The organism is Streptomyces sp. NPDC057900, from assembly GCF_042887885.1.
Lineage (GTDB): Bacteria > Actinomycetota > Actinomycetes > Streptomycetales > Streptomycetaceae > Streptomyces.
In genome coordinates this window covers 811,660-831,149 of the sequence record NZ_JBHVOI010000002.1, presented here as the reverse complement: position 1 = coordinate 831,149, position 19,490 = coordinate 811,660, and the positions used below count along the sequence as shown (strand labels likewise).

Genomic DNA, 19,490 nt, shown 5'->3' with positions numbered 1-19,490 from the left:
CGGCGTTCACGTCGCGGCCCTTTCCCGTGCCCGGACACTCCCACCTGCCCGAACACCGAGGGCACGAGACCCACATTGACACTCACCATCTTTTGAGAGTTACTGTCACTTGACTGTAACTCTCAAAGGAGTACGCCATGAACCGACGCTGGTGGGCCCTGGGCGCGCTGGTGGCGAGCACACTCGTCCTGGGCTTCGACATGACCATCCTCAACGTGGCGCTGCCGACCATGGCCGGTGAGCTCGGCGCCACCACCGGCCAGCAGCAGTGGATGGCCGACGCGTACGTCGTGGTGTTCGCCGCGCTGATGCTTCCGGCGGGTCTGCTCGGGGACCGCTTCGGCCGGCGCCGGATGCTCATCACGGGCCTCGGCATCTTCCTCGTCGGCTCGGTCGTCGGCACGCTCGCCACCGATGTGCCGGCCGTGATCGCGGCCCGCTGCGTGATGGGCGTCGGAGGCGCCCTCGTGATGCCGCTCGCCATGGCCGTACTGCCCTCGCTGTTCGGGGAGCCGAAGGACCGGATGAAGGCCATCGGCATCGTCTCGGCCGCCTCCGCGCTCGGCATGCCGCTCGGCCCGATCGTGGGCGGCTGGCTGCTCGACCATTTCTGGTGGGGCTCGGTCTTCGTGATCAACGTCCCGATGGTGGGCATCGGCATCACCGCCTGCGTGTTCCTGCTCCCCGAGACGCGCGACCCCGCGGCCCCCAGGGTCGACCTCGTCTCCACCGTGCTGACCGCCACCGGCCTCGGCGCCCTGATCTACGCGGTCATCGAGGCGCCGGGCCGCGGCTGGGGCGACCCGCTGGTCCTGGCGGTGCTGGGCGCGGGCGTGCTCCTGATCGCCGCGCTCGTCCTGCGTGAGCGCAAGGTCAGCCGCCCGATGCTCGACATGACCCTGCTGCGGCAGCGGACGTTCCTGCTCAGCACGCTCGCCGCGACACTCGTCATGTTCGTACTGGCCGGGCTGATGTTCATCCTGCCCGGCTACCTCCAGGCCGTACTGGGCAACGACGCCTTCGGCACGGGCGTACGGATGCTGCCGATGATGGGCGGGCTGATCGTCGCCACGCGGGCGGGGGGCCCGGTCAACGCACGCTTCGGGGCCCGCGCCACCATGTCGGCCGGACTCGTCGTGCTCGCCTTCGCCGCGTTCCTCGGCAGCCGTACGACGGTCGACAGCGGCTACGGATTCACCGCGCTCTGGCTGTCCGTCGCAGGCGTCGGCTTCGGCTTCGCCGTCGTGCCCGCCATGGACGCCGCGATGGGCGCCCTGCCCCCGGACCGGGCGGGCAGCGGCTCCGGACTGCTGATGACCGTGCGCCAGACGGGCAGCGCGCTCGGGATCGCCCTGCTGGGCAGCCTGCTCGCCGGCGCCTACAGCGGGCGGCTCGACACCGCGGGGCTGCCGGCCGCCGCGGCGGACACGGCCGGGGACTCGGTCGTCGCCGCCCACGCCGTCGCGGCGAAGCTCGGGGTGCGGCGGCTCGCGGACTCCGCCGACGCCGCCTATCTGCACGGCATGAGCCTGGTGATGCTCGTCATCGGCGCCACCGCACTGGTCAGCGCGCTGCTGGTCGGCGCCTTCCTGACCTCACAGAAGCCGAGGCAGGAGGAGCCGGCCGACGTGGCCGCCACCCCCGTCGATGCCTGACAATGGCGACCATGGCCGCCACCTCTCACACCCCTGACACCTCATCCGGCGCGCAGCCCCCGCTGGGGCTGCGCGAGCGCAAGAAGCTCAGGACCCGGGTCGCCATCCGGAAGGCGACCTACCGGCTGATCGCCGAGCAGGGGTACGACGCGACGACCATCGAGCAGATCGCGGAGGCGGCGGAGGTGTCGCCGAGCACGGTCTTCCGGTACTTCGCGACCAAGGAGGACATCGTCCTCACCGACGAGTACGACCCGATCATGGAAGCGACGCTGCGGAACCGTCCGGCCGACGAACCACCCCTGGTCTCCGTGCGGTTGATGATGGTCGAGACGCTGACGTCGTTCATCGCCACGGAGAACGAGGAACTGCACCAGCGCACCCGGCTGATGGTGGAGGTCCCCGCCATCCGGGCGCGGATGACGGAGACCATGTCGGACACGGCGAAGGTCCTGGCCCAGGCGCTCGCCGACCGCACCGGCCGGAGCGCCGACGACCTGAAGATCCGGATCTTCGTCGCGGCGGTGCTGGGCGCCCTGCGCGAGGTGACGCTGTACTGGGGCGAACACGGACAGCAGGGCGACCTGATCGCCCTGATCAACGAGGCGCTGGACACCCTGGAGGGCGGCCTGCTGCTGTGACCGCCGGCAGGGCGCGGCACCGCAGCTGACGCCGCGCGCCCGCCAGGGTTACGGAGCAGCGTTCAGGGCGCGGGCCAGCGCCTCCGGATCCGTGGTCGGCGCCTCGCACACGAAGTGCCTGCACACGTACGCGGTCGGCGCGCCGTCCACCATCGGCCGGTCCGCCAGCAACGGGAACTCCGATCCGGACGTCTCCCCCGCCGCGACCACCGCGCCGGGCGCCCGGCCCAGCAGCGCCCTACGGTGCAGCTCACCGCCGACCGGCCCGGCGACGGCCACCTCGCGCGGCCCGTCGAGCAGCGCCTCCGCCACCGCGAGCCCCCAGCCGACGAACCTCGGCGCTTTCGGCCCCAGCGCCTTCACCACGCCCAACGCCTCCTCCGCGGCGGCGCGGTGGGGTTCGGAGCCGGTGTGGGCGGCGTACGAGAGCAGCGCACCGGCCGCCGCCGTCCAGCCGGCCGGGGTGGCGCTGTCGGTGGGGTCCTGCGGGCGGCGGATCAGCCGCTCGGCGTCGTCGGCGGTGTCGTACAGCTGACCGCCCTCGCCGGTGAAGTGCTCCAGCACGATGTCCAGCAGGAAGCCCGCGAACTCCAGCCAGACGCCCTCACCGGTGACGGCCGCCAGCGCGAGGAAGCCCTCCGCGACATCGCCGTAGTCCTCCAGCACGCCCGCGTGCTCCCCGGCGCGCCCGTCCTTGGACGTCCGGACCAGCCGGGCGACCGGCCCCATGTGCAGCCGCACCAGCAGGTCCGCCGCCTCGGTGGCGCGCTCGACGAGATCGGGGCGGTCGAAGTACGCGCCCGCCTCCGCGAGCGCCGCGACGGCCAGCCCGTTCCACGCGGCGACCACCTTGTCGTCCCGTCCCGGCCGGGCGCGCCGCTCACGTGCGGCGAGCAGCCTGGCCCGTACGCCGGCGGCCCGTGCCTCGTCCACCGGGCCGGTGAGGGGCAGCTGGAGCACGGAGGCCCCCTCCTCGAAGGTGCCTTCCTCCGTCACCCCGAAGTACTCCGCGGCGAAGGCGGCATCGTCCTCCCCGAGCACCTCCCTCAACTGCGCCGGCGTCCAGACGTAGTACGCGCCCTCGACGTGCTTCCCGTCCGCGTCCTCGCTGTCCGCGTCGAGCGCGGAGGCGAAGCCCCCCTCGGCGGTACGCAGCTCGCGCACCATGAAGTCGGCGGTCTCCAGCGCCACCCGGCGGGCCGACTCGGAGCCGGTCGAGCGCCACAGATGGGCGTACACCCGGCAGAGCAGCGCGTTGTCGTAGAGCATCTTCTCGAAGTGCGGGACGACCCACTCCCGGTCCACCGAATACCGGGCGAAGCCGCCGCCGAGCTGGTCGTACATCCCGCCCCTGGCCATCGCCCCGCAGGTGTCGGACGCCATCTGGAGCGCACCGTCCGCACCGGTACGGGCGTGGTGGCGCAGCAGGAACTCGATCACCATCGAGGGCGGGAACTTGGGCGCGCCGCCGAAGCCGCGGTTCTTCTCGTCGTAGTCCCGGGTCAGCCCGAGCAGCGCCTGCGCCAGCTCCGCCTCGGCCGGAAGGCCCTCCCCGCCGTGGGCGAGCGTGCGCTGCGACAGATCACGGACGATGCGCCCGGCCACCTCCCCGACCTCGTCACGCCGGTCCGTCCAGGCCGCGACGACACCTTCGAGCACCTGCCGGAAGGACGGCAGCCCGTGCCGGGACTCGGGCGGGAAGTATGTCCCGAAGTAGAAGGGCTCCGCGTCGGCCGTGAGAAACACGGTCATCGGCCAGCCACCCTGCCCGGTCGCCGCCTGCACGGCCTCCATATAGACGGCATCCACATCCGGACGCTCCTCGCGGTCGACCTTGACCGGCACGAAGTGCTCGTTCAGGTACGCCGCGACCGCTTCGTCCTCGAACGACTCATGCGCCATCACATGGCACCAGTGGCACGCGGAGTACCCGACCGACAGCAGGACGGGCACATCCCGCCGCCGGGCCTCCTCGAACGCCTCCGGCCCCCAGGGCCACCAGTCGACCGGGTTGTCAGCATGCTGCAGCAGATAAGGCGAGGTCACACCAGCCAGCCGGTTCATGCGATTCAGCCTCTCACAATGCCCAACCCCGTTGGCGAGGCCCGCCGCCCGCATCCGAATCGGGTACCCCGGCGTCACATCACGCGCCCGTCGGCTGGGTCCAGCAGTGCCGGGGCCGCTGAAGCTCCTGGAAACAGGGCGGAGCCGTACGACTCCTGGTCCGAGGAGCAGTGCGTCGGCATCGAGGTCGTGGACGGGATAGTCGTCGTGAGTCCGAGCGCCTCCAAGCGGCACACCCGGCCGGCCCTGATCCTGGCCAATGCTCTGAACGCAGTCGCGGGGCTAACTGGAACGCCGACACGGGCTTCGACGTCCGCCTGCAGGACGTTCCGCTCACGAACCGCCGCCCGGACGTCACCGTCTACCGGGCGGAGACCATCAACCTCACGCCTACCCGCCCCGAACGCGTGCTTCTGGTCGTCCAGGTCGTCTCGCCCGGTCCGGAGACCACCGACCGAATCGTGAAGGCGGACCAGTACGCCAAGGCCGGCATCCCTTCTACTGGCGCGTCGAACAGGCCGCCACCGGCGCCCCGATCTCCTACACCTGCGTTCTCGATCCTGTCGCTTGGCCCTACAGGGAGGACGAGGTGTTCACCGGCACAGTGAGAGCCACCGCGCCTTCACTGTGATGGTTGGCCTTAGGTCCTGCAAAGCAGAAGTAGTGGGGCTCGTCTGCCAACGATGCTTCGCCACACGACTGAGGCACTGGGCGCAGTCGGCGAGCCTATGCCGGATAAATGGCCAAATTGAAACCGGACCCTCGATTCCAGGATCGCCTCATGTGCACCACTTCTCCATGAGTCAACAAGTCGAGGTGACGAGGCGCTTTTAACACCCAGGCGTCGACTGTCGAGTCAGTAAGTCGTCAACCTGTATCGGAACCCCGCACAGAGTCCCACGTAGTCGACAATCATGGGTCCAGCCAGTGCACCAGCGCTAACAGGCCAAGAGGTCCACAAGGTTGGATGCGTACTGACGAGATATCGCGACTAGGTGTCGTGCCGGTCAGCCGGTTCGCACCGACGTCGTTCCTTGTAGGCGTCTTCCGTGTCGAGCGACCACGGAAGTCCCGACATGAAGCCAGCCAACGTGTGATTGATCTGCTGCTCTCCAGGCGGGCGCTTCGGACGGAGGCCAGGCTCCATCACGTGCCGAATCGTTGAGGAGTTGCACGTGAGTGACGACGCCGAGCGGGCCCCATCCATCGAGTTCGGAAAATGTGGCGGCAGCGCGTTCGCTCGCCTTGTAGGGTCCGTTCCACCCAGGATCACCTGGACACCTGAGGCACACGCACAGGAGAAACTGCGATGTCGATCCCCCTGTCAGACCTGTCCGTTCGCAGCGAGAGCGTCCAGAAGCTCTACACGGACTACCTGGCGGACCGGTTCTCCGTGAACCGACGCTACCAACGGAAACTCGTCTGGACCGTCGAGGAGAAGTGCGACCTCGTGGACTCGATACTGAGCGACCTCCCGATCCCACTCATCCTGGTCGCAGAGATATCGGGAGAGGGCGGCACGAGCTACGAGCTGATCGACGGGATGCAGCGCCTGAATGCCATTTTCTCGTTCATCGAGAACGAATTCGACATCAATGGACAGTTCTTTGACCTGCAGGCGCTGGCCGACACCAAGAGTCAGCTCGACGATGGCAAGGTTGTACAACAGAAGCCAATCCTTCCTCGCGACCAGTCCCGCAAGATAGCCAATTACCTCCTGCCGATGTCGGTCTTCAAGGCATCGGACCCTGAGCAGGTGGACAAAGTTTTCCGCCGCATCAACTCAGGCGGCCGTCGACTCTCTGGACAGGAACTCCGCCAGGTCGGTTCCACGGCAAAAATCGCGCAGCTGGTACGTGTCATCGCAAGCGAGATCAGAGGAGATTCGAGCAGCAGCGATATTGTCCCACTGCGTACCATGCCGAAGCTCAGCATCAACAATCGACACTTGTCGTACGGTGTGGACGTCGACAACATCTTCTGGGTGCAGCAGGCGGTTCTGCGGCGCATCGACGTCCGCGGTTCACTCGATGAACAACTGATTCTGGACATTCTCGTTGACTGCCTTATCGATCCTCTCGTCTCTTCGGGCACCTACACACGGGACGCTGTCTATGGCTCGGCCGATGCCAACGACAGCGCCCCTGCCATTTTGGAGAGGCGGCTGTCCGAACGTATCGACATCTACGGAGAGTCCATTGTCCGGGACGACTTCTCCCTGGTGTACGAGGAGCTCCGCGCAGTCTTGGACGTTGCCGACGAAAAGTTCGTGAAACACGTCGTGGGCAGGAGAACCGGAAATCGTTACCCGCGTTACTTCCAAGCAGTATTCCTGGCATTCTGGGAACTGATCATCAGGGATGGCCTGCGCGTCGCTGCACGCGCGGATGCTGCACTCAGGCTCCGTGATATCGGAACCCCTCGCGGTTCGCTGAACATTCCGGGAGGAGGCGGCGACTGGACGGCGGAAGACAAGCGGAGGAACATCGATGTGGTGAAGGGGGCGGTTCGGGATGCCTTCGAGCCCGACCCAGGCTCCCGCCAGGACGCCGCACAGTTCGGCCTCGCGTCGCACTTGGAGAGAATTCTTCAGAACTCGGTCACGGAGCAGTCGCTCTTCGAATTGAAGCAAGGACTGCTGACTCTGGACCAGGAGCGGAAATTCGATGAGGGATCGTGGGAAAAGATCCTCCGTAGCATCACCGCAATCGCCAACACTGGCCCCGACAACACCGGTTATCTCGTCATAGGAGTGGCCGACAGCGAGAAGGACGTGCGTCGAATTCACCAACTGGATGGTATCGAACCGGTGAAGTCACGCAGCAGCCGGTTCGATGTCGTAGGTATAGGACGAGAAGCCGCGGTGCGAGGCGAGAGCCTCAAGAAATATTTCGACTGGGTGTCCGACAAGCTGGCAGGCTCCGGTCTAGCACCTGACTTGCGGAAGAGAGTCGCCGCTGGGATCAGCCTCGTCGATTACCACGACCGGGCCGTGATCCTCATCAAAATCACCCCCTCACCCGAGCCCTCCTTCTACAAGAAGGTCATGTATGAGCGGACGGGATCCGGGGTGCAAGAGGTAGAGCAGTCCGATTACATGCGGCTCTTCCAGCGATTTACCCATGCCCCGCGCATTAGATAGCCCGATGCGGGGGATACCGAGGCACGAAAGTCCCGGATCCGACAACGCCCGCTACACCTCCGAACAACATGCCCCAGGTCAAGCTGTGTTTGACCTGGGGCACCCCGCTCTCAAACTTGCGAGTTGGCGGCCGGAGCCTACATGTGGTGGAGTCAGTCTCCCTCCAGATGCAGAAACTCGTGAATGAAACACACCGAGGCATGCGCGGTCTTCGATCACAGCGACGGATTCACCTGGCACCACGTGGCGGGGTTGAAAACACGTCTGATCCGTCGATCCGGGACACCGCAGCGCCGGGATCATTGAAGCTGACGGCGCATCGGCTGGCCCGGATTCCGGCCGACGCCCTGGACATCGCCGCGGGCCCGGACTGGAAGGCCGGCACGGACTTCGACGTCCGCCTGCCTGCCACAACGCCCGTTACTGCCGTTACTGACCGGCAGTAACGGCAGTAACCGTTTCCACTCGGCACCTGTCAGATCGCCCCGCTCCACGTCCACATCAACGGCCCGGACGCGGAACTCACATGATCGGCCGGACAAGTCCTAGCCGTGTCCAGTCAGGAACTGATCAAGTTCGCATCGACAGAAGATCGCACCAACCGGGGCAGCTACCGACGAAGCTGACCTAGATCTCAAGATCCGGTCGCAGTTCATCGACGCGAGCCCCCCGTTACCTTTTTCGTGGCTCCGCAATGGGGCTACCGGCCTTCGGGTCCGGTATGACTTCCCCCCTTGTTGTTGATGATCCGGGGGGTGGTGTCACCGGGCCCGGAGGCATCGACGGACCGCTGATGAGGGGCTTGAGCACCGGCTTCACCCGAGCCGGAAGAGCTCTCCGTAACGTGGATGTGGCAGCTCGGTGCCCAGGCAAGGCCGGACGAGAACGTGAGCGGAGGGGCCTGCACGTGATCGATACCAGCAGCATCGACGTCTTCCTCGGCCTGGACGTCGGCAAGGGCGAACACCACGCCACCGCCGTCACCCCGGCCGGGAAGAAGGCGTTCGACAAGCGGCTGCCCAACACCGAGCCCAAGCTCCGCGGGCTGTTCGCGAAACTCCAGGCCAAGCATGGAACGGTGCTGGTCGTGGTCGACCAGCCAGCCTCGATCGGTGCCCTGCCGCTGACGGTCGCGCGGGACATGGGCTGCTCGGTCGTCTACCTTCCCGGCCTGACGATGCGGCGGATCGCCGACCTCTATCCTGGCGAGGCCAAGACAGACGCGAGGGAGGCGTTCATCATCGCCGACGCCGCCCGCGCGATGCCACACACCTTGCGCTCGGTCGACCTCGAAGACGAGACGATCGCCGAGCTGGAGATGATCGTCGGCTTCGACGACGACCTGGCCGGCGAAGCCACCAGGGTCGCCAACCGGCTCCACGGCCTGCTGACCCAGATCCATCCGTCGCTGGAACGGGTACTGGGCCGCGGCTGCAGCACCCGGCCGTCCTCACGCTGCTGGAACGGTTCGGATCACCCGCCCAGATACACAAAGCCGGACGCCGACGGCTGATCACGCTGCTGCGGCCGAAGGCACCCAGGATGGCCGAGCGCCTGGTCGAGGAGATCCTCGCAGCCCTGAACGAGCAGACCGTCATCGTTCCGGGGACCGAGGCGGCAGCGCTGATCGTCATTCCGAGCACTTGGCACTCATCCGTCGATGGCTCCGGGCGAAACCGTCAACAATACCGTCGGCATCAAGGTCGTCAGGGGCCCCTTCCAGGGACGGACCAAGATCGTCGATCTTGACCAGGCAGGACTGCCACCTGCCGGCTTCCGAGCTCGGCCCGGCCGAACGCCAGGCCCCTGGAACCCCGCCGCCAAGGACGTCTACATCGCGGTTCGAACCCCCGACGCCTCTGCGGGCTGGATCTACGAGTACGCAGGGATCGAGACAGCGGCGGACGGCTGACGCACGCTCCGCGACCACCAGGGGCACCCCAACAGCTTGACCAAAGAGATAGGGCACCCCCCGCTTCGCCATAGACGCCACTAGCGCACCAGTCGCGGGCTGGATTCCCGGTACGGCGGGCAGGTACGAGCCGACATGTTCGACCCCACCAGCTGAACATCCATGCGCACCACGACCACGGGATCGAGCAGTGCATCGATCCCAGCCCCTACTTCTTGTGCGAGTGACAGTAACTGAAGTACCTTACAGAACATGTCCCATGACGCATGGTCACCGCCATTTGTCCTGCTGACGGTCGATCTCGTGATCCTCACGCTGCGGGAGAGCCGCCTGCACGTCCTCCTGGTGGAGCGGGGAGAAGACCCTTTCCGGGGCATGCCCGCCCTGCCCGGAGGATTCCTGAACCACGACGGCGAGGAGATTCTGGATGCCGCTCACCGCGAACTGAGCGAGGAGACGGCACTGGCATCCAGCTGGGTACACCTTGAACAGCTGGGCGTTTACGGAGACTCGGGCCGCGATCCCCGGGGCCGAGTCGTCTCGGTCGCGCACCTGGCTATCGCACCAGGGCTGCCCGACCCGGTCGCGGGAACGGATGCCACCGATGCCGCATGGGTTCCCGCAGAAGCCGTGCTGTCCGGGGAGACAGAACTCGCCTTCGATCACCGTCGCATCGCAACGGACGGCATCGAACATGCCCGTACCAAGCTTGAGTTCTCGTCGCTGGCCACGGCGTTCTGCGGGGAGGCATTCACCATCGCAGAGCTACAACAGGTGTACGAGGCCGTCTGGGGCACCGAACTCGACACTCGCAACTTCTACCGGAAGGTCCAAGCCGCGAAGGGATTCATCATCCCCGTCGGCGCAGACCGCAGGAGTACAGGCGGACGGCCCGCGCGGCTGTACCGGGCCGGTCCGAAGACCGTGCTGTTCCCGCCGCTGATCCGGCCGGTGCCGTCCACTTCGGAAAAGAACACGAGAGGGGAAGAGGAATAGATGTCGAAAGGCCCAGTGGTGATTCTCACCGCCCTCAATCTTGAGTATCAGGCCGTGCGCCAGAAGCTGGCGAGTCCGCAGATGCACCGCCATGAGCGTGGCACACGGTTCGAAGTGGGAACCGTTCAGGGGACTACGCACCGTGTGGCGCTCGGTCTGACAAGCAAGGGGAACCATTCCGCCGCAGTGATCGCCGAACGCGCGATTCAGGAGTTCTCGCCGGTGGCCGTGCTGTTCGTCGGGGTCGCCGGCGCCTTATGGGACGCCACCGGACTGGGTGACGTGGTAGTGGCGTCACACGTGTACGCCTACCACGGTGGGACCAGCGAGGACGAGGGACTCAAAGCCCGCCCACGGGTGTGGGAAGCGCCGCACGGCATCAGCCAGCTCGCCGCGCACCTGGCCCGCTTGAACGACTGGTCGGACTCTGCCTCCGGCCACGGGGACGCGCCACAGGTGCGCTTCGGGGCGATCGCCGCCGGCGAGGTCGTCCAGAACTCAAGGATCTCGGCGGAGGCGAAGTGGATCCGCCAGCACTACAACGACGCCCTCGCCATCGAGATGGAGGCGGCCGGCGTGGCACAAGCCGGCCATCTCAACGGGGCACCTGTGGCCATCATCCGGGGAATCAGCGACCGGGCGGACGGCACGAAGAACAGCGCGGACGACCGCAGCCGGCAGCCTCAGGCCGCCGCCAACGCGGCGGCGTTCGCCATCCGGCTGGCGGTGGAGCTGGCAGCGGAACAGGAGGAGACCGCCGTGCACGAGGTAAGCGCCATGCCCCAGGACGACAGGCTCCGTTCGTCCGACACGGTCGGCCGACCTGTCAGCAACACCGCCCACAACAGCACTGTCGGCATCATGGCCGGATCGGTCACGGGCAGCAGCGTTCACCTGAACACGGCTCCGCAGGAGTCCGGCCCGGTGAACCTGATCGCGGCGCTCAAGGGCTTCCGTGAGAATTTAGGGCGACACCACGCTGAAGGCGCCCTCGACAAGGAGACATACCGCGAGGCCCTGGCCGACCTGGACTCCGCCCTCCGGTCAGCCGAGGGAAACACCCGTGATACGTCGATGCGGGCAGCCATGACGCTCAGGAGGCTGCGCGGACTGGTCACGGAATGCCCTGCGCTGCTGGCCGAGCTGGTCCCCTTGATTGCCGCAGCCGGTGACCGAGCATGAGCGACGGCAACGGTGCCACGTACAGCTCGGCCGCATACGACTCCAACGTCGGGATCCAGGCGGGTACCGTACACAACTCCAACGTCTATTTCGTCCACCCGGATGCTTCGCCGCAGGAGAAGTACAGGGTGGGGGTGCGGCTTCTGGAAGACGGAATTCCCAGCCGCGCCCGCGAAATGCTCACCGATGCGATCGCTCACGGCTACCACAACGCGGAGGTTCGGTTCCACTGGGTGCTCGCCATGCTCAGCGCACGCACCTACCACGACCTCAGCGCCGAAGAGGTACAGCGGCTGCACCACGCCTCCGGGCTCGTGCGGGCGTACGCCGAGGACAAGTGGAAGGAAGCCCTGCGCGTCACTTTCGACCTGCTGGCGGCGCTCGGCGCCGCGAGCGGAGGCACCGGACCTGTACTGAAACAGCTGCACGACCTGCCGTCCCGCCAGCATGATGCGATCCTCCGCCACCTCGACCTCATGCTCACCGGCGGGCTGAAGGACGACCTGTGGGCGGAGACCCTCGACCGGGCCGCAGCGGGGCGCTTCGGCAACGACCGGGCCGGACGGGTCTGGGCCTACTTCGAACCCTCCCCCATCGGGGCGCGGGCCGTGCTCCCCCGCCTGAGCACTGATGCCGCTGCCGCAGCCCGGGAGGCTCTCCCGCTCCGGGTGGTCTTGTTCGTAGTCAGCAGTGCGGTCCTCGGAGCCCTGGCATGGATCGCGAATCCAGCCCAGGCAGTCTTCGAGTCACTTGTGGCACTCGGCGCGGGCCGTACCGCGGCCCGCTACGGCGTCCAGTGGTGGGGCCGGGAATCCCGACCGGACCACACCGCCGGGGCCGACACCCCACAGCCGCACAGTTCCGCACCCTCCGAGGACGGGTTCACCAAGCGCGTCCACCATAGGTTCGATCATTACTTCAGCGTCCGCACACCCCATGGGTTCACCCCGGACGTCTGGCTCGCACACACCGCTGAGTTCCGCAGCGGCCTCGCCGCCGAGATCTCCGACCTCTACCGGGAGAGCCGGGTCAGTGTGGATCAAGTCAACTGGTTGATCCGGCACCTCGCCGAAGAGGCCCGAAACCGCTACAACAACGGCACCCTGTTCGATCGGCACCAGGAGCGGACACCGGCCAGGACGAAGATCCTGACCGTGGCAGCCCTCACCGCCCTCGGCGCCGCGGCTCTGTCAGGGTTCGGCACGGCGGTCTCGGGCGGCGCCCAGCCTCGGCCGCTGTGGGCGTTCCTGGCCTTGCTCGGTGCGATCTGGTCGGGGCACGCGGCCGCTCGGCTGTGGCTGGAGTTCCGGCGTGAGCGACACCGAGTGGCCCAGGAGGCTCGCGAGTACCAGAGAGAGCTTGCCGTACGGCAAAAGGCTCACCAGCGCTGGAAGACACTCCTGGACGAGACCCGCCCCAGCGAGCTGGAAATGGAGACCTGGCTCACCTGCGACAAGACTTATTTCGTGGACGAGGCACTGCGGCACCACCGGCTCACCTGGAGAGACTTGATCACGCACACCATCCTGGTCACCCCGGCGCGCCCCTACAAGCGCGCCCGAGTCCGGGGCGGTACCTGGCGGTACTCGCAGTACGCCATCCGACTGTTCCTGTTCACCCGGGACGGCATCCGCGAGATCAGCTACGAGCTCAAGTTCGCCGACTCGACGCGCAAGAACGAAGAGCGGAGCAATTACCGGTTCGACGCACTGTCCTCGGTGCAGGTGACGGAGAACGCCGACGTCGGCTACGACTTGGAGCTCGTCCTCACCAACGGACCAGCCCGGAAGATCCGTGTCAAGGATGCCGATGCCCACCAACTCGCACCGGACGAGGACGCCCGGGAGATTTCCGAGATCAGTCTCAGCGCGACTGGGCTCACCCATACCTTCCGCCTCCTCGAAGGGATCGCGGCGGACGGGAAGGACTGGATCGAACGGCACAACCCCGACAACCTGACGCCCTTCCAGGTCGCCGGCTGATCCTGAAATCGAGCAGAGGGATGGCTGTGACTTCCATGGACGATGTCACCGAGAGCAAAGTCCTGCTGGCCGAGTACGACCGCCTCAAGGAGGAACAGAAGACCCGCATAGGGTTCCGCGACAACCTGCTCTACTTCACGCTTGCCGCAGTCACCGCGGTCGTGGCGGTCACCGTCCACAGCGGACAGTCCCGAATGCTGCTCTCCGCCCCCGCCATCTGCCTGATCCTGGGCTGGACCTACCTGGTCAATGACGAGAAGATCTCCGCGATCGGCTGCTATGTACGCGAACGGCTGGGACCGCGCCTGGGGGAACTCACCTCCGCCCACGGCGCAGTGTTCGGCTGGGAGATCTACCACCGCAACGTTGCGGGCCGCACCGTGCGCAAGCGGTTTCAGACCGCAGTAGACATGTTCACGTACCTGGTGCTGCCTATGGTCTGCACGACCGCGTTCTGGTGCTCTCCCGTCGTTCAGCCTCTGCTCGTGCTCGCTTCTCTCGCGCAGACACTCGCCTTGGCCGTCCTGGGCTGGCAATTCCTGCGCCGTACGGAGCGTTAGCACCGGGCCCCTCGCCACGCACCCGCACGACACCTCCGGCCGCGGGGTGCGGGCTGGGCTCCGCGGCGCGGTCACAGCGTCCGGCCCCCGGCAATTCGCCCGGGTCAGGGGTCCAGGTCCACCCGCCCGCCAGTTCGTCTTCCGGGGGTGCGATCCGAATGCGGCCTCGCCCCCGTACAACCCCCCGGCCATGCCGAAGGTCTCCTGAGCGAACACGCGTTCCCGCGTTGTTGCGGTTTCCGCATCTGTCACTTCACTCAGAGGTTTCCATGGCCCATGCTTCTCCCCGCCGTCGCGCTCTCTTCCAGACCGCCGGTGCTGTCGGCACCGTCGCCCTGCTGGCGCTGGGTGCCGCGCCCGCGGGTGCCGCGGGCTCGGACGCCCCCGGTCTCTCGCTGGGCAGGATCGGCCCGATCGACGGGGTGAGGCCGGGCAGCGAGCTCAGCCTGCCGGGTTCCTTCACCAATACGGGCAGCGCGGCGCTCGACAAGGTCTGGATGGCCTGGTCCGTGACCCATGGCCTCGGCTTTTCCCGGACGCCCTCCAACTGCTCGACCCAGAACCTCGGTGGCGCCGACGAAATGCCTCAGTCCTTCGTCATGGTCTGCGAGTTCGACGGGCCGGTGAACCCGGGTGTCGTCTACGCGCCCGAGGGGCTGAAGCTGAAAGTGCAGGACAGCGCCCTCAACGACGAGCTGGCCGTGAGAGTCAGCGACAGCCGCATCGAGACCGGTACGGGTGAGGAGGGCCCGCCGGATCAGGGCACCGGGCCCGCGGTGAAGCTGGTGGAACGGCCCGACGAGACCCCGGCCGCCCCGGGCTCCACCGGGCCCGCCTGGAGCAAGACTGACGTGACCGCCAAGAGCACGGCCGACTTCCAGGTGACGGGGGCCCGGCTGAAGGGCAAGGTCGGCGACACGGTGCCGTTGACCGTGAAGTTCACCAACGCCGGGCCCGGTTGGGTGGCAGGGGAGCCCTACTCCTCCGTGACCCACGTCCTCATCAAGATGCCCGCCGGCACGACGGTCACCCAGGCCTCCTGCAAGAGCCTGGGGCAGGGGACGTACGACTGCGGCACCTACAACTCGTGGGTCTACGCGGACAGCGAGACCACCTACAAATTCAAGCTGAAGATCGACAAGGCGGTGGCAGGGGCCAAGGGCTCGGTGGCGCTCGAAAAGAAGTCCCGGCCCTTCGATCCGGTCAAGTCGAACGACACGGCGGACATCCTGCTCGATGTCGACGGCGCCGACGCGACCGGCGGCGGCAGCTCGACGTCCGGCTCGGGCGGTTCGGACGGCTCGGGGACAGCCGGAGCCGGTGGTTCCGGTTCGACGTCCGGCTCGGGTGATGCGGGCGGCACGGGTGGTTCGGGTGGTTCGGGGACCGACGCGTCCGGCAGTTCCGGGTCGGCGTCCGGATCCGGGGCCTCCGCCACGGCTGGCGGCTCCGATTCGGGCTCGTCCTCCACGGGCGGTGGCCTGGCGGCGACCGGCTCCGGGTCCACCCTGCCGCTCGCGGCCGCGGCCGCCGGTGCCGTGGTCCTCGGGGCGGGCGGCGTCCTGGTGGCACGGCGTCGCGCCGGCCGGCAGCGGTAACGACGGCCGATCCGGCGGGGCGGGCGCGAGCCCGTCCCGCCGCACACCGCACGGTCCCGCACGGTCCCGCCCGGGCCTCGTTCGGGCCGCAGGGCCCACCGGCCGGCGGAACAGAAACAGCGCCGCAGTCTCGCGGACGCCCTGTCGCGCACCGGCCCCAAGCAGGAGACTGGTCCTCCACGCGGCCGGATTCGGGTCCGGCCGAGGGCAGGAACCGAGGGGGACACACATGCGGGACAGCCATCGCGCGGAAGCCGAACGGCTGTTGGTACGGGCCGTGGAGGAGGAGGTGCGGCGCACCGGCGGGCGGGCGGATTCCGGCGTGCTGATGACGCGGGCACGGAGCGCCCTGGACTCCATGGCGTCGGGTGCGGCGGAGGAGTACGCCGCGTACGTCCAGGCCCTCGACGCCGCGGCGGCCGGAAAGCAGAAGTTCGACAAGGCGTCGCTCGGAACGCCGTTGCTGGTCACGGGAGTTGCCGCGACGGCCGCGTTCGGAGCGGATCTGGTGCTCGGTACGGCGTCGGGGCTGGCGCTGGGCGCGGGGGCCGTCGTCGCGGTCGCGGGCGCCACCGCGACCGTCGCCAAGGTCACCGCCTCGCACTGGCCGGCCGCCTCCCGCCGGGCCGGGGCGCTCGGACAGCCGGGCGGCACCGAGCAGTTGAGGTTGCAGTGGCTGACGGCGCTGGAGGTACGCGGCATCCGGCCGTTCCTCGACCAGCAGCGGATGCTGACCGCCTCGTCCCGGACCCCGGCGAAGAAGGCCGCCACCGCGCAGGCCCGCACCGCGCCGACCCTGCGCGGCGGGGACCGCAGCGCGGCGGCCCGCATGCGCGCGATCCTCGACCAGTCGTTCAGCCATCTCCCCTCCACCGAGCGCCAGTTCGCCGGGCGGCGGGCCGAACTCTCCCGGATCGGCCAGTGGGTGCACGCGGCCCGCGCGTCCACCGAGACGAAGCCCACCGTGGTCGTCCTGCACGGTCCGCCGGGCGCCGGGCGCACCACGCTCGCCGTGCGGGCGGCCCACGATCTGAAGGACCAGTTCCGGGGCGCGTGCGTGGTGGACCTGCGCGGCGGCGCGGACGGCGAGCCGCCGCTGCCGACCCGTGACGCGCTGCTCCACCTGCTGAACCGGCTGGGCGCGCCGCGCGAGCAGCTGCTGTTCCGGGACGGGGGTTCGGCCGGCCGCTCCGCCGGGTCCTCCGCCGAGCAGCAGGTGCGCCGGCTCAGCGAGTTGTACCACCAGCATCTGACCGGGACGCCGGTGACGATCGTCCTGGACGACGCGAGTGACGTGGAGCAGGTCCGCACGCTGATCCCGGAGCGTTCCGACAGCCTGGTCCTGGTCACCGCCCGCGAGCCGCTCGAACTGCCCGGGTCCCTCCAGGCGTGGGTGCACCAGCTGGAGGTCGGGGCGCTGGACCCGGCGGGCGCGGAGGAGCTGCTGCGCGAGGCGTCCCAGGAGGAGGACCAGGGGCTCTACGACTACCCGTCGAGCGAGGCGATCACCGAACTGTGCGGCGGGCTGCCGCTGGCGCTGCGGATCGCGGGCTCCTCGCTCGGGGAACGCACTCCGAGCGCCCTGGCCGCGGATCTCGGCGCGTACGGCCCGGTGACCCCGGTCGAGCGGGCGCTGTGGCTGCGGTACACCGACCAGTCGGAGCAGGCGCGGCGGCTGCTGCGGCGGCTCGCGCTGGCCGGGAGGGCCAGCCTGGGCGCCGCGGCGGCCGCCGCGCTGCTGTCGGCGGAGGAGCGGGAGGCCGAGCGGCTGCTGACCGCCCTGGCCCGGGCCGGCCTGCTGGACCACGTACGCGGTTCGCGCTACCGGCTGCACGACCTCGTACGGGGCTTCGCCCTGGCCCGGCTGCTCGACGAGGAGGAGCCGGCCGAGCGCACCGCCGCGCAGGAACGGCTGATCGTGAACTACGCGGAGCTGGCCGGTGCGGTGATCCGGATGGTGGACGGCAAGATGTCCACCAGGGCCGGGCAGTTCGGCTCGCACGGCTTCACCTCGCTGGACGCGGCGCTGCGCTGGCTGGACGAGGAGTCGAGCTTCATCACCTCCGCGCTGCGGCACGCGGAGGGTGTCGACCAGGCGGCGGTGCTCGATCTGCTGGGCGCGTTGTGCGACTACTGCCTGCTGCGCGGCGACCTCTACCGCCTCGGCGAGATCAGCGAGCTGACGCAGGCCGTCGACCAGGGGTTGCTGGAGCGCTCCGTGCAGTGGCGTACCGGTATCGCGGCCCGTCAGCTGGGCGAGCTGGACAAGGCGCGCACCACGCTGTCCTCCGTCGTCGGCCTGTACCGCGAGGCGCAGAACGACTCGGGTACGGCGCTGGCGCTCTGTTCGCTCGGCATCACCCTGCACCACCAGGGCAATCTGACCGAGGCGTCGGCCCGGCTGCGGGAGGCGCTGGAGCTCCAGACCTCCGAGGACCAGGCCGCCGACCGGGCCTGGTCGATGCACGCGCTGGCCGCGGTGGAGCGGGACCGGGCGCACCCGGCCGAGGCGCTGGCGCTCCTGGACACGGCGCTGGTCCTGCACCGCGAGGGCGAGTCGCTGCACGGGGAGGCGTGGACGCAGTTCCAGCTGGGTCAGGTGCGGCTGCGGATGGGCGATGTGGAGCGGGCCGAGCTCGCGCTGCGTACGGCCCTGGATCTGTACGGGCGCACCCGCGACGAGCGCGGCGAGGCCTGGGCGCTGACCCAGCTGGCCCGCGCCCGGCTGCTGGACGGCGATCCGGTCCCCGCGGTCGAGCAGCTGAACGCCGCGCTGTCCCGGCACCGCGACAACGAGGACGCCCGGGGCGAGGCGTGGACGCTCTACTACCTGGGCCAGGCCCTGGAGGAGACCGGCGAGACCGATCAGGCGGTACGGCAGCTGGAGCGGTCGCGCACGATGTTCTCCCGGATGCGGGACGTGTACGGGCTGGCGTGCGCCCGGCACCACTCGGGCCGGGTCACCCGCGACCAGCGGGCCGCGCAGACGGGCAACCTGCGCAACTCCGGGTTCGCCCGGCAGCTCCTGGTGGACGCGCGGGCCGACTTCCGGCGGATCGGGGTCGCCCACGGGGAGGCGTGGACGTGTCTGGAGCTGGCCCTGATCGACGCGGGCAACCAGCGCGCGCCGCAGGCGCTGGACCTGTGCGGCGAGGCGGCCGAGCTGTTCGACTCGTACGGCGACGCGCGCGGCGCCGACTGGGCCCGCTTCCTGCGCTGCACGCTGCTGCCGTACGCCTCACCGGGCGGCATCGAGGTGGGCACGGTGGTGGCCCAGCAGGAGCTGTCCGACCTGATCGCGGCCGGTCACCCGACCAGGGACGGCAAGCTGGAGGACTGCGCGGAGGCGTTCCGGGTGGTCCTGAACCGCGGGGTGGACCTGGAGGACGGCTGGCAGGCCTGGCGCCTGGGCCTGACTCCGACCCGGCACGCCCGAGAGATCATGGGTGTGCCGGCCCCGACGCCCTGAGTCCTTTGGGGCGGAGCGGTCACCGGCCTCCGGTACCGCCCCGCCCCCGCCCCACTACTTCCGCTTCGCGGAACCGGCCGCAGCAGACGCCTTCGGCGTCGCCGGCACCTCCGGAGCCTCCTCGAAGTCGACCTTCCCCATGTGCCGGTTCATGGACTTCATCAACGCCCACACTCCCACCGCGAGCGCGGCGAAGACGATGAAGCCGAGGACCCCGGGGGTCACCTTGTTCTTGTCCAGTTCCTCGGCGAGCGGGACGAGGTGCGGCAGTGCCTGAGTCGCGTACATA

Annotated in this window: 12 protein-coding genes and 3 pseudogenes; 13 read left to right on the top strand and 2 right to left on the bottom strand. The window is 68.5% G+C overall.

Annotated elements, in window-relative coordinates:
• Positions 1 to 137: 137 nt before the first annotated feature.
• Both ACFVQ0_RS11125 and ACFVQ0_RS11120 read left to right on the top strand, forming a co-directional pair.
• Entirely contained in the window at positions 138 to 1,655 is a 1,518-nt protein-coding gene (locus ACFVQ0_RS11125) for an MFS transporter (protein ID WP_390086693.1), read from the top strand.
• An 11-nt stretch (positions 1,656 to 1,666) separates the two neighbouring features.
• Positions 1,667 to 2,296 carry a TetR/AcrR family transcriptional regulator gene (locus ACFVQ0_RS11120; RefSeq protein ID WP_390086691.1) on the top strand — a complete coding sequence of 210 codons (630 nt, stop codon included), beginning with the start codon at positions 1,667 to 1,669 and terminating at the stop codon, positions 2,294 to 2,296.
• Between the two features lie 48 nt (positions 2,297 to 2,344).
• Here ACFVQ0_RS11120 and ACFVQ0_RS11115 read toward each other — a convergent pair whose 3' ends face one another.
• Positions 2,345 to 4,360 carry a thioredoxin domain-containing protein gene (locus ACFVQ0_RS11115; protein WP_390086689.1) on the bottom strand — a complete coding sequence of 672 codons (2,016 nt, stop codon included), beginning with the start codon at positions 4,358 to 4,360 and terminating at the stop codon, positions 2,345 to 2,347.
• A 78-nt stretch (positions 4,361 to 4,438) separates the two neighbouring features.
• Between ACFVQ0_RS11115 and ACFVQ0_RS11110 the strand changes: the two are divergent.
• From ACFVQ0_RS11110 to ACFVQ0_RS11060, 11 genes and pseudogenes are all read left to right on the top strand, one after another.
• Positions 4,439 to 4,991: pseudogene (locus tag ACFVQ0_RS11110) on the top strand (Uma2 family endonuclease).
• Between the two features lie 678 nt (positions 4,992 to 5,669).
• Complete coding sequence (locus tag ACFVQ0_RS11105; protein ID WP_390086688.1) at positions 5,670 to 7,502, top strand: DUF262 domain-containing protein; 1,833 nt, start codon at positions 5,670 to 5,672, stop codon at positions 7,500 to 7,502.
• Between the two features lie 317 nt (positions 7,503 to 7,819).
• Positions 7,820 to 7,906: pseudogene (locus ACFVQ0_RS11100) on the top strand (Uma2 family endonuclease); the annotation flags it as partial.
• Positions 7,907 to 8,409: 503 nt separating this feature from the next.
• Positions 8,410 to 9,134: pseudogene (locus ACFVQ0_RS11095) on the top strand (IS110 family transposase); the annotation flags it as partial.
• A gap of 28 nt (positions 9,135 to 9,162) precedes the next feature.
• Complete coding sequence (locus ACFVQ0_RS11090) at positions 9,163 to 9,414, top strand: hypothetical protein (RefSeq protein ID WP_390087832.1); 252 nt, start codon at positions 9,163 to 9,165, stop codon at positions 9,412 to 9,414.
• 252 nt (positions 9,415 to 9,666) lie between these two features.
• Complete coding sequence (locus ACFVQ0_RS11085; RefSeq protein ID WP_390086686.1) at positions 9,667 to 10,410, top strand: NUDIX domain-containing protein; 744 nt, start codon at positions 9,667 to 9,669, stop codon at positions 10,408 to 10,410.
• Positions 10,411 to 11,592: a purine phosphorylase gene (locus ACFVQ0_RS11080; RefSeq protein ID WP_390086685.1), complete on the top strand. Its 1,182-nt coding sequence runs from the start codon at positions 10,411 to 10,413 to the stop codon at positions 11,590 to 11,592.
• Positions 11,589 to 13,574, top strand: a complete 1,986-nt coding sequence (locus tag ACFVQ0_RS11075) for a hypothetical protein (RefSeq protein ID WP_390086683.1) — start codon at positions 11,589 to 11,591, stop codon at positions 13,572 to 13,574. Before ACFVQ0_RS11080 ends, ACFVQ0_RS11075 begins: the two co-directional genes overlap by 4 nt.
• Before the next feature lie 20 nt (positions 13,575 to 13,594).
• A complete protein-coding gene (locus ACFVQ0_RS11070) occupies positions 13,595 to 14,134 on the top strand; it encodes a hypothetical protein (RefSeq protein ID WP_390086681.1) in 540 nt (179 codons plus the stop codon).
• Positions 14,135 to 14,403: 269 nt separating this feature from the next.
• Positions 14,404 to 15,732 (top strand): hypothetical protein, encoded by a 1,329-nt coding sequence (locus ACFVQ0_RS11065; protein ID WP_390086679.1) that lies wholly within the window; start codon positions 14,404 to 14,406, stop codon positions 15,730 to 15,732.
• A 229-nt stretch (positions 15,733 to 15,961) separates the two neighbouring features.
• Positions 15,962 to 19,201, top strand: a complete 3,240-nt coding sequence (locus ACFVQ0_RS11060; RefSeq protein WP_390086677.1) for a tetratricopeptide repeat protein — start codon at positions 15,962 to 15,964, stop codon at positions 19,199 to 19,201.
• A 54-nt stretch (positions 19,202 to 19,255) separates the two neighbouring features.
• On the opposite strand, the gene ACFVQ0_RS11055 is transcribed toward ACFVQ0_RS11060, so the two are convergent.
• Complete coding sequence (locus ACFVQ0_RS11055) at positions 19,256 to 19,489, bottom strand: hypothetical protein (protein WP_311303546.1); 234 nt, start codon at positions 19,487 to 19,489, stop codon at positions 19,256 to 19,258.
• Position 19,490: the final 1 nt, after the last annotated feature.

Excerpts from the sequence above, each read along its gene's own strand:
- ACFVQ0_RS11115 (WP_390086689.1), bottom strand. The coding sequence starts at position 4,360 with ATGAACCGGCTGGCTGGTGTGACCTCGCCTTATCTGCTGCAGCATGCT.
- ACFVQ0_RS11090 (WP_390087832.1), top strand. The coding sequence starts at position 9,163 with ATGGCTCCGGGCGAAACCGTCAACAATACCGTCGGCATCAAGGTCGTC.
- ACFVQ0_RS11055 (WP_311303546.1), bottom strand. The coding sequence starts at position 19,489 with ATGTACGCGACTCAGGCACTGCCGCACCTCGTCCCGCTCGCCGAGGAA.
- ACFVQ0_RS11075 (WP_390086683.1), top strand. The coding sequence starts at position 11,589 with ATGAGCGACGGCAACGGTGCCACGTACAGCTCGGCCGCATACGACTCC.
- ACFVQ0_RS11125 (WP_390086693.1), top strand. The coding sequence starts at position 138 with ATGAACCGACGCTGGTGGGCCCTGGGCGCGCTGGTGGCGAGCACACTC.
- ACFVQ0_RS11080 (WP_390086685.1), top strand. The coding sequence starts at position 10,411 with ATGTCGAAAGGCCCAGTGGTGATTCTCACCGCCCTCAATCTTGAGTAT.
- ACFVQ0_RS11105 (WP_390086688.1), top strand. The coding sequence starts at position 5,670 with ATGTCGATCCCCCTGTCAGACCTGTCCGTTCGCAGCGAGAGCGTCCAG.
- ACFVQ0_RS11085 (WP_390086686.1), top strand. The coding sequence starts at position 9,667 with ATGTCCCATGACGCATGGTCACCGCCATTTGTCCTGCTGACGGTCGAT.
- ACFVQ0_RS11070 (WP_390086681.1), top strand. The coding sequence starts at position 13,595 with ATGGCTGTGACTTCCATGGACGATGTCACCGAGAGCAAAGTCCTGCTG.
- ACFVQ0_RS11120 (WP_390086691.1), top strand. The coding sequence starts at position 1,667 with ATGGCCGCCACCTCTCACACCCCTGACACCTCATCCGGCGCGCAGCCC.
- ACFVQ0_RS11060 (WP_390086677.1), top strand. The coding sequence starts at position 15,962 with ATGCGGGACAGCCATCGCGCGGAAGCCGAACGGCTGTTGGTACGGGCC.
- ACFVQ0_RS11065 (WP_390086679.1), top strand. The coding sequence starts at position 14,404 with ATGGCCCATGCTTCTCCCCGCCGTCGCGCTCTCTTCCAGACCGCCGGT.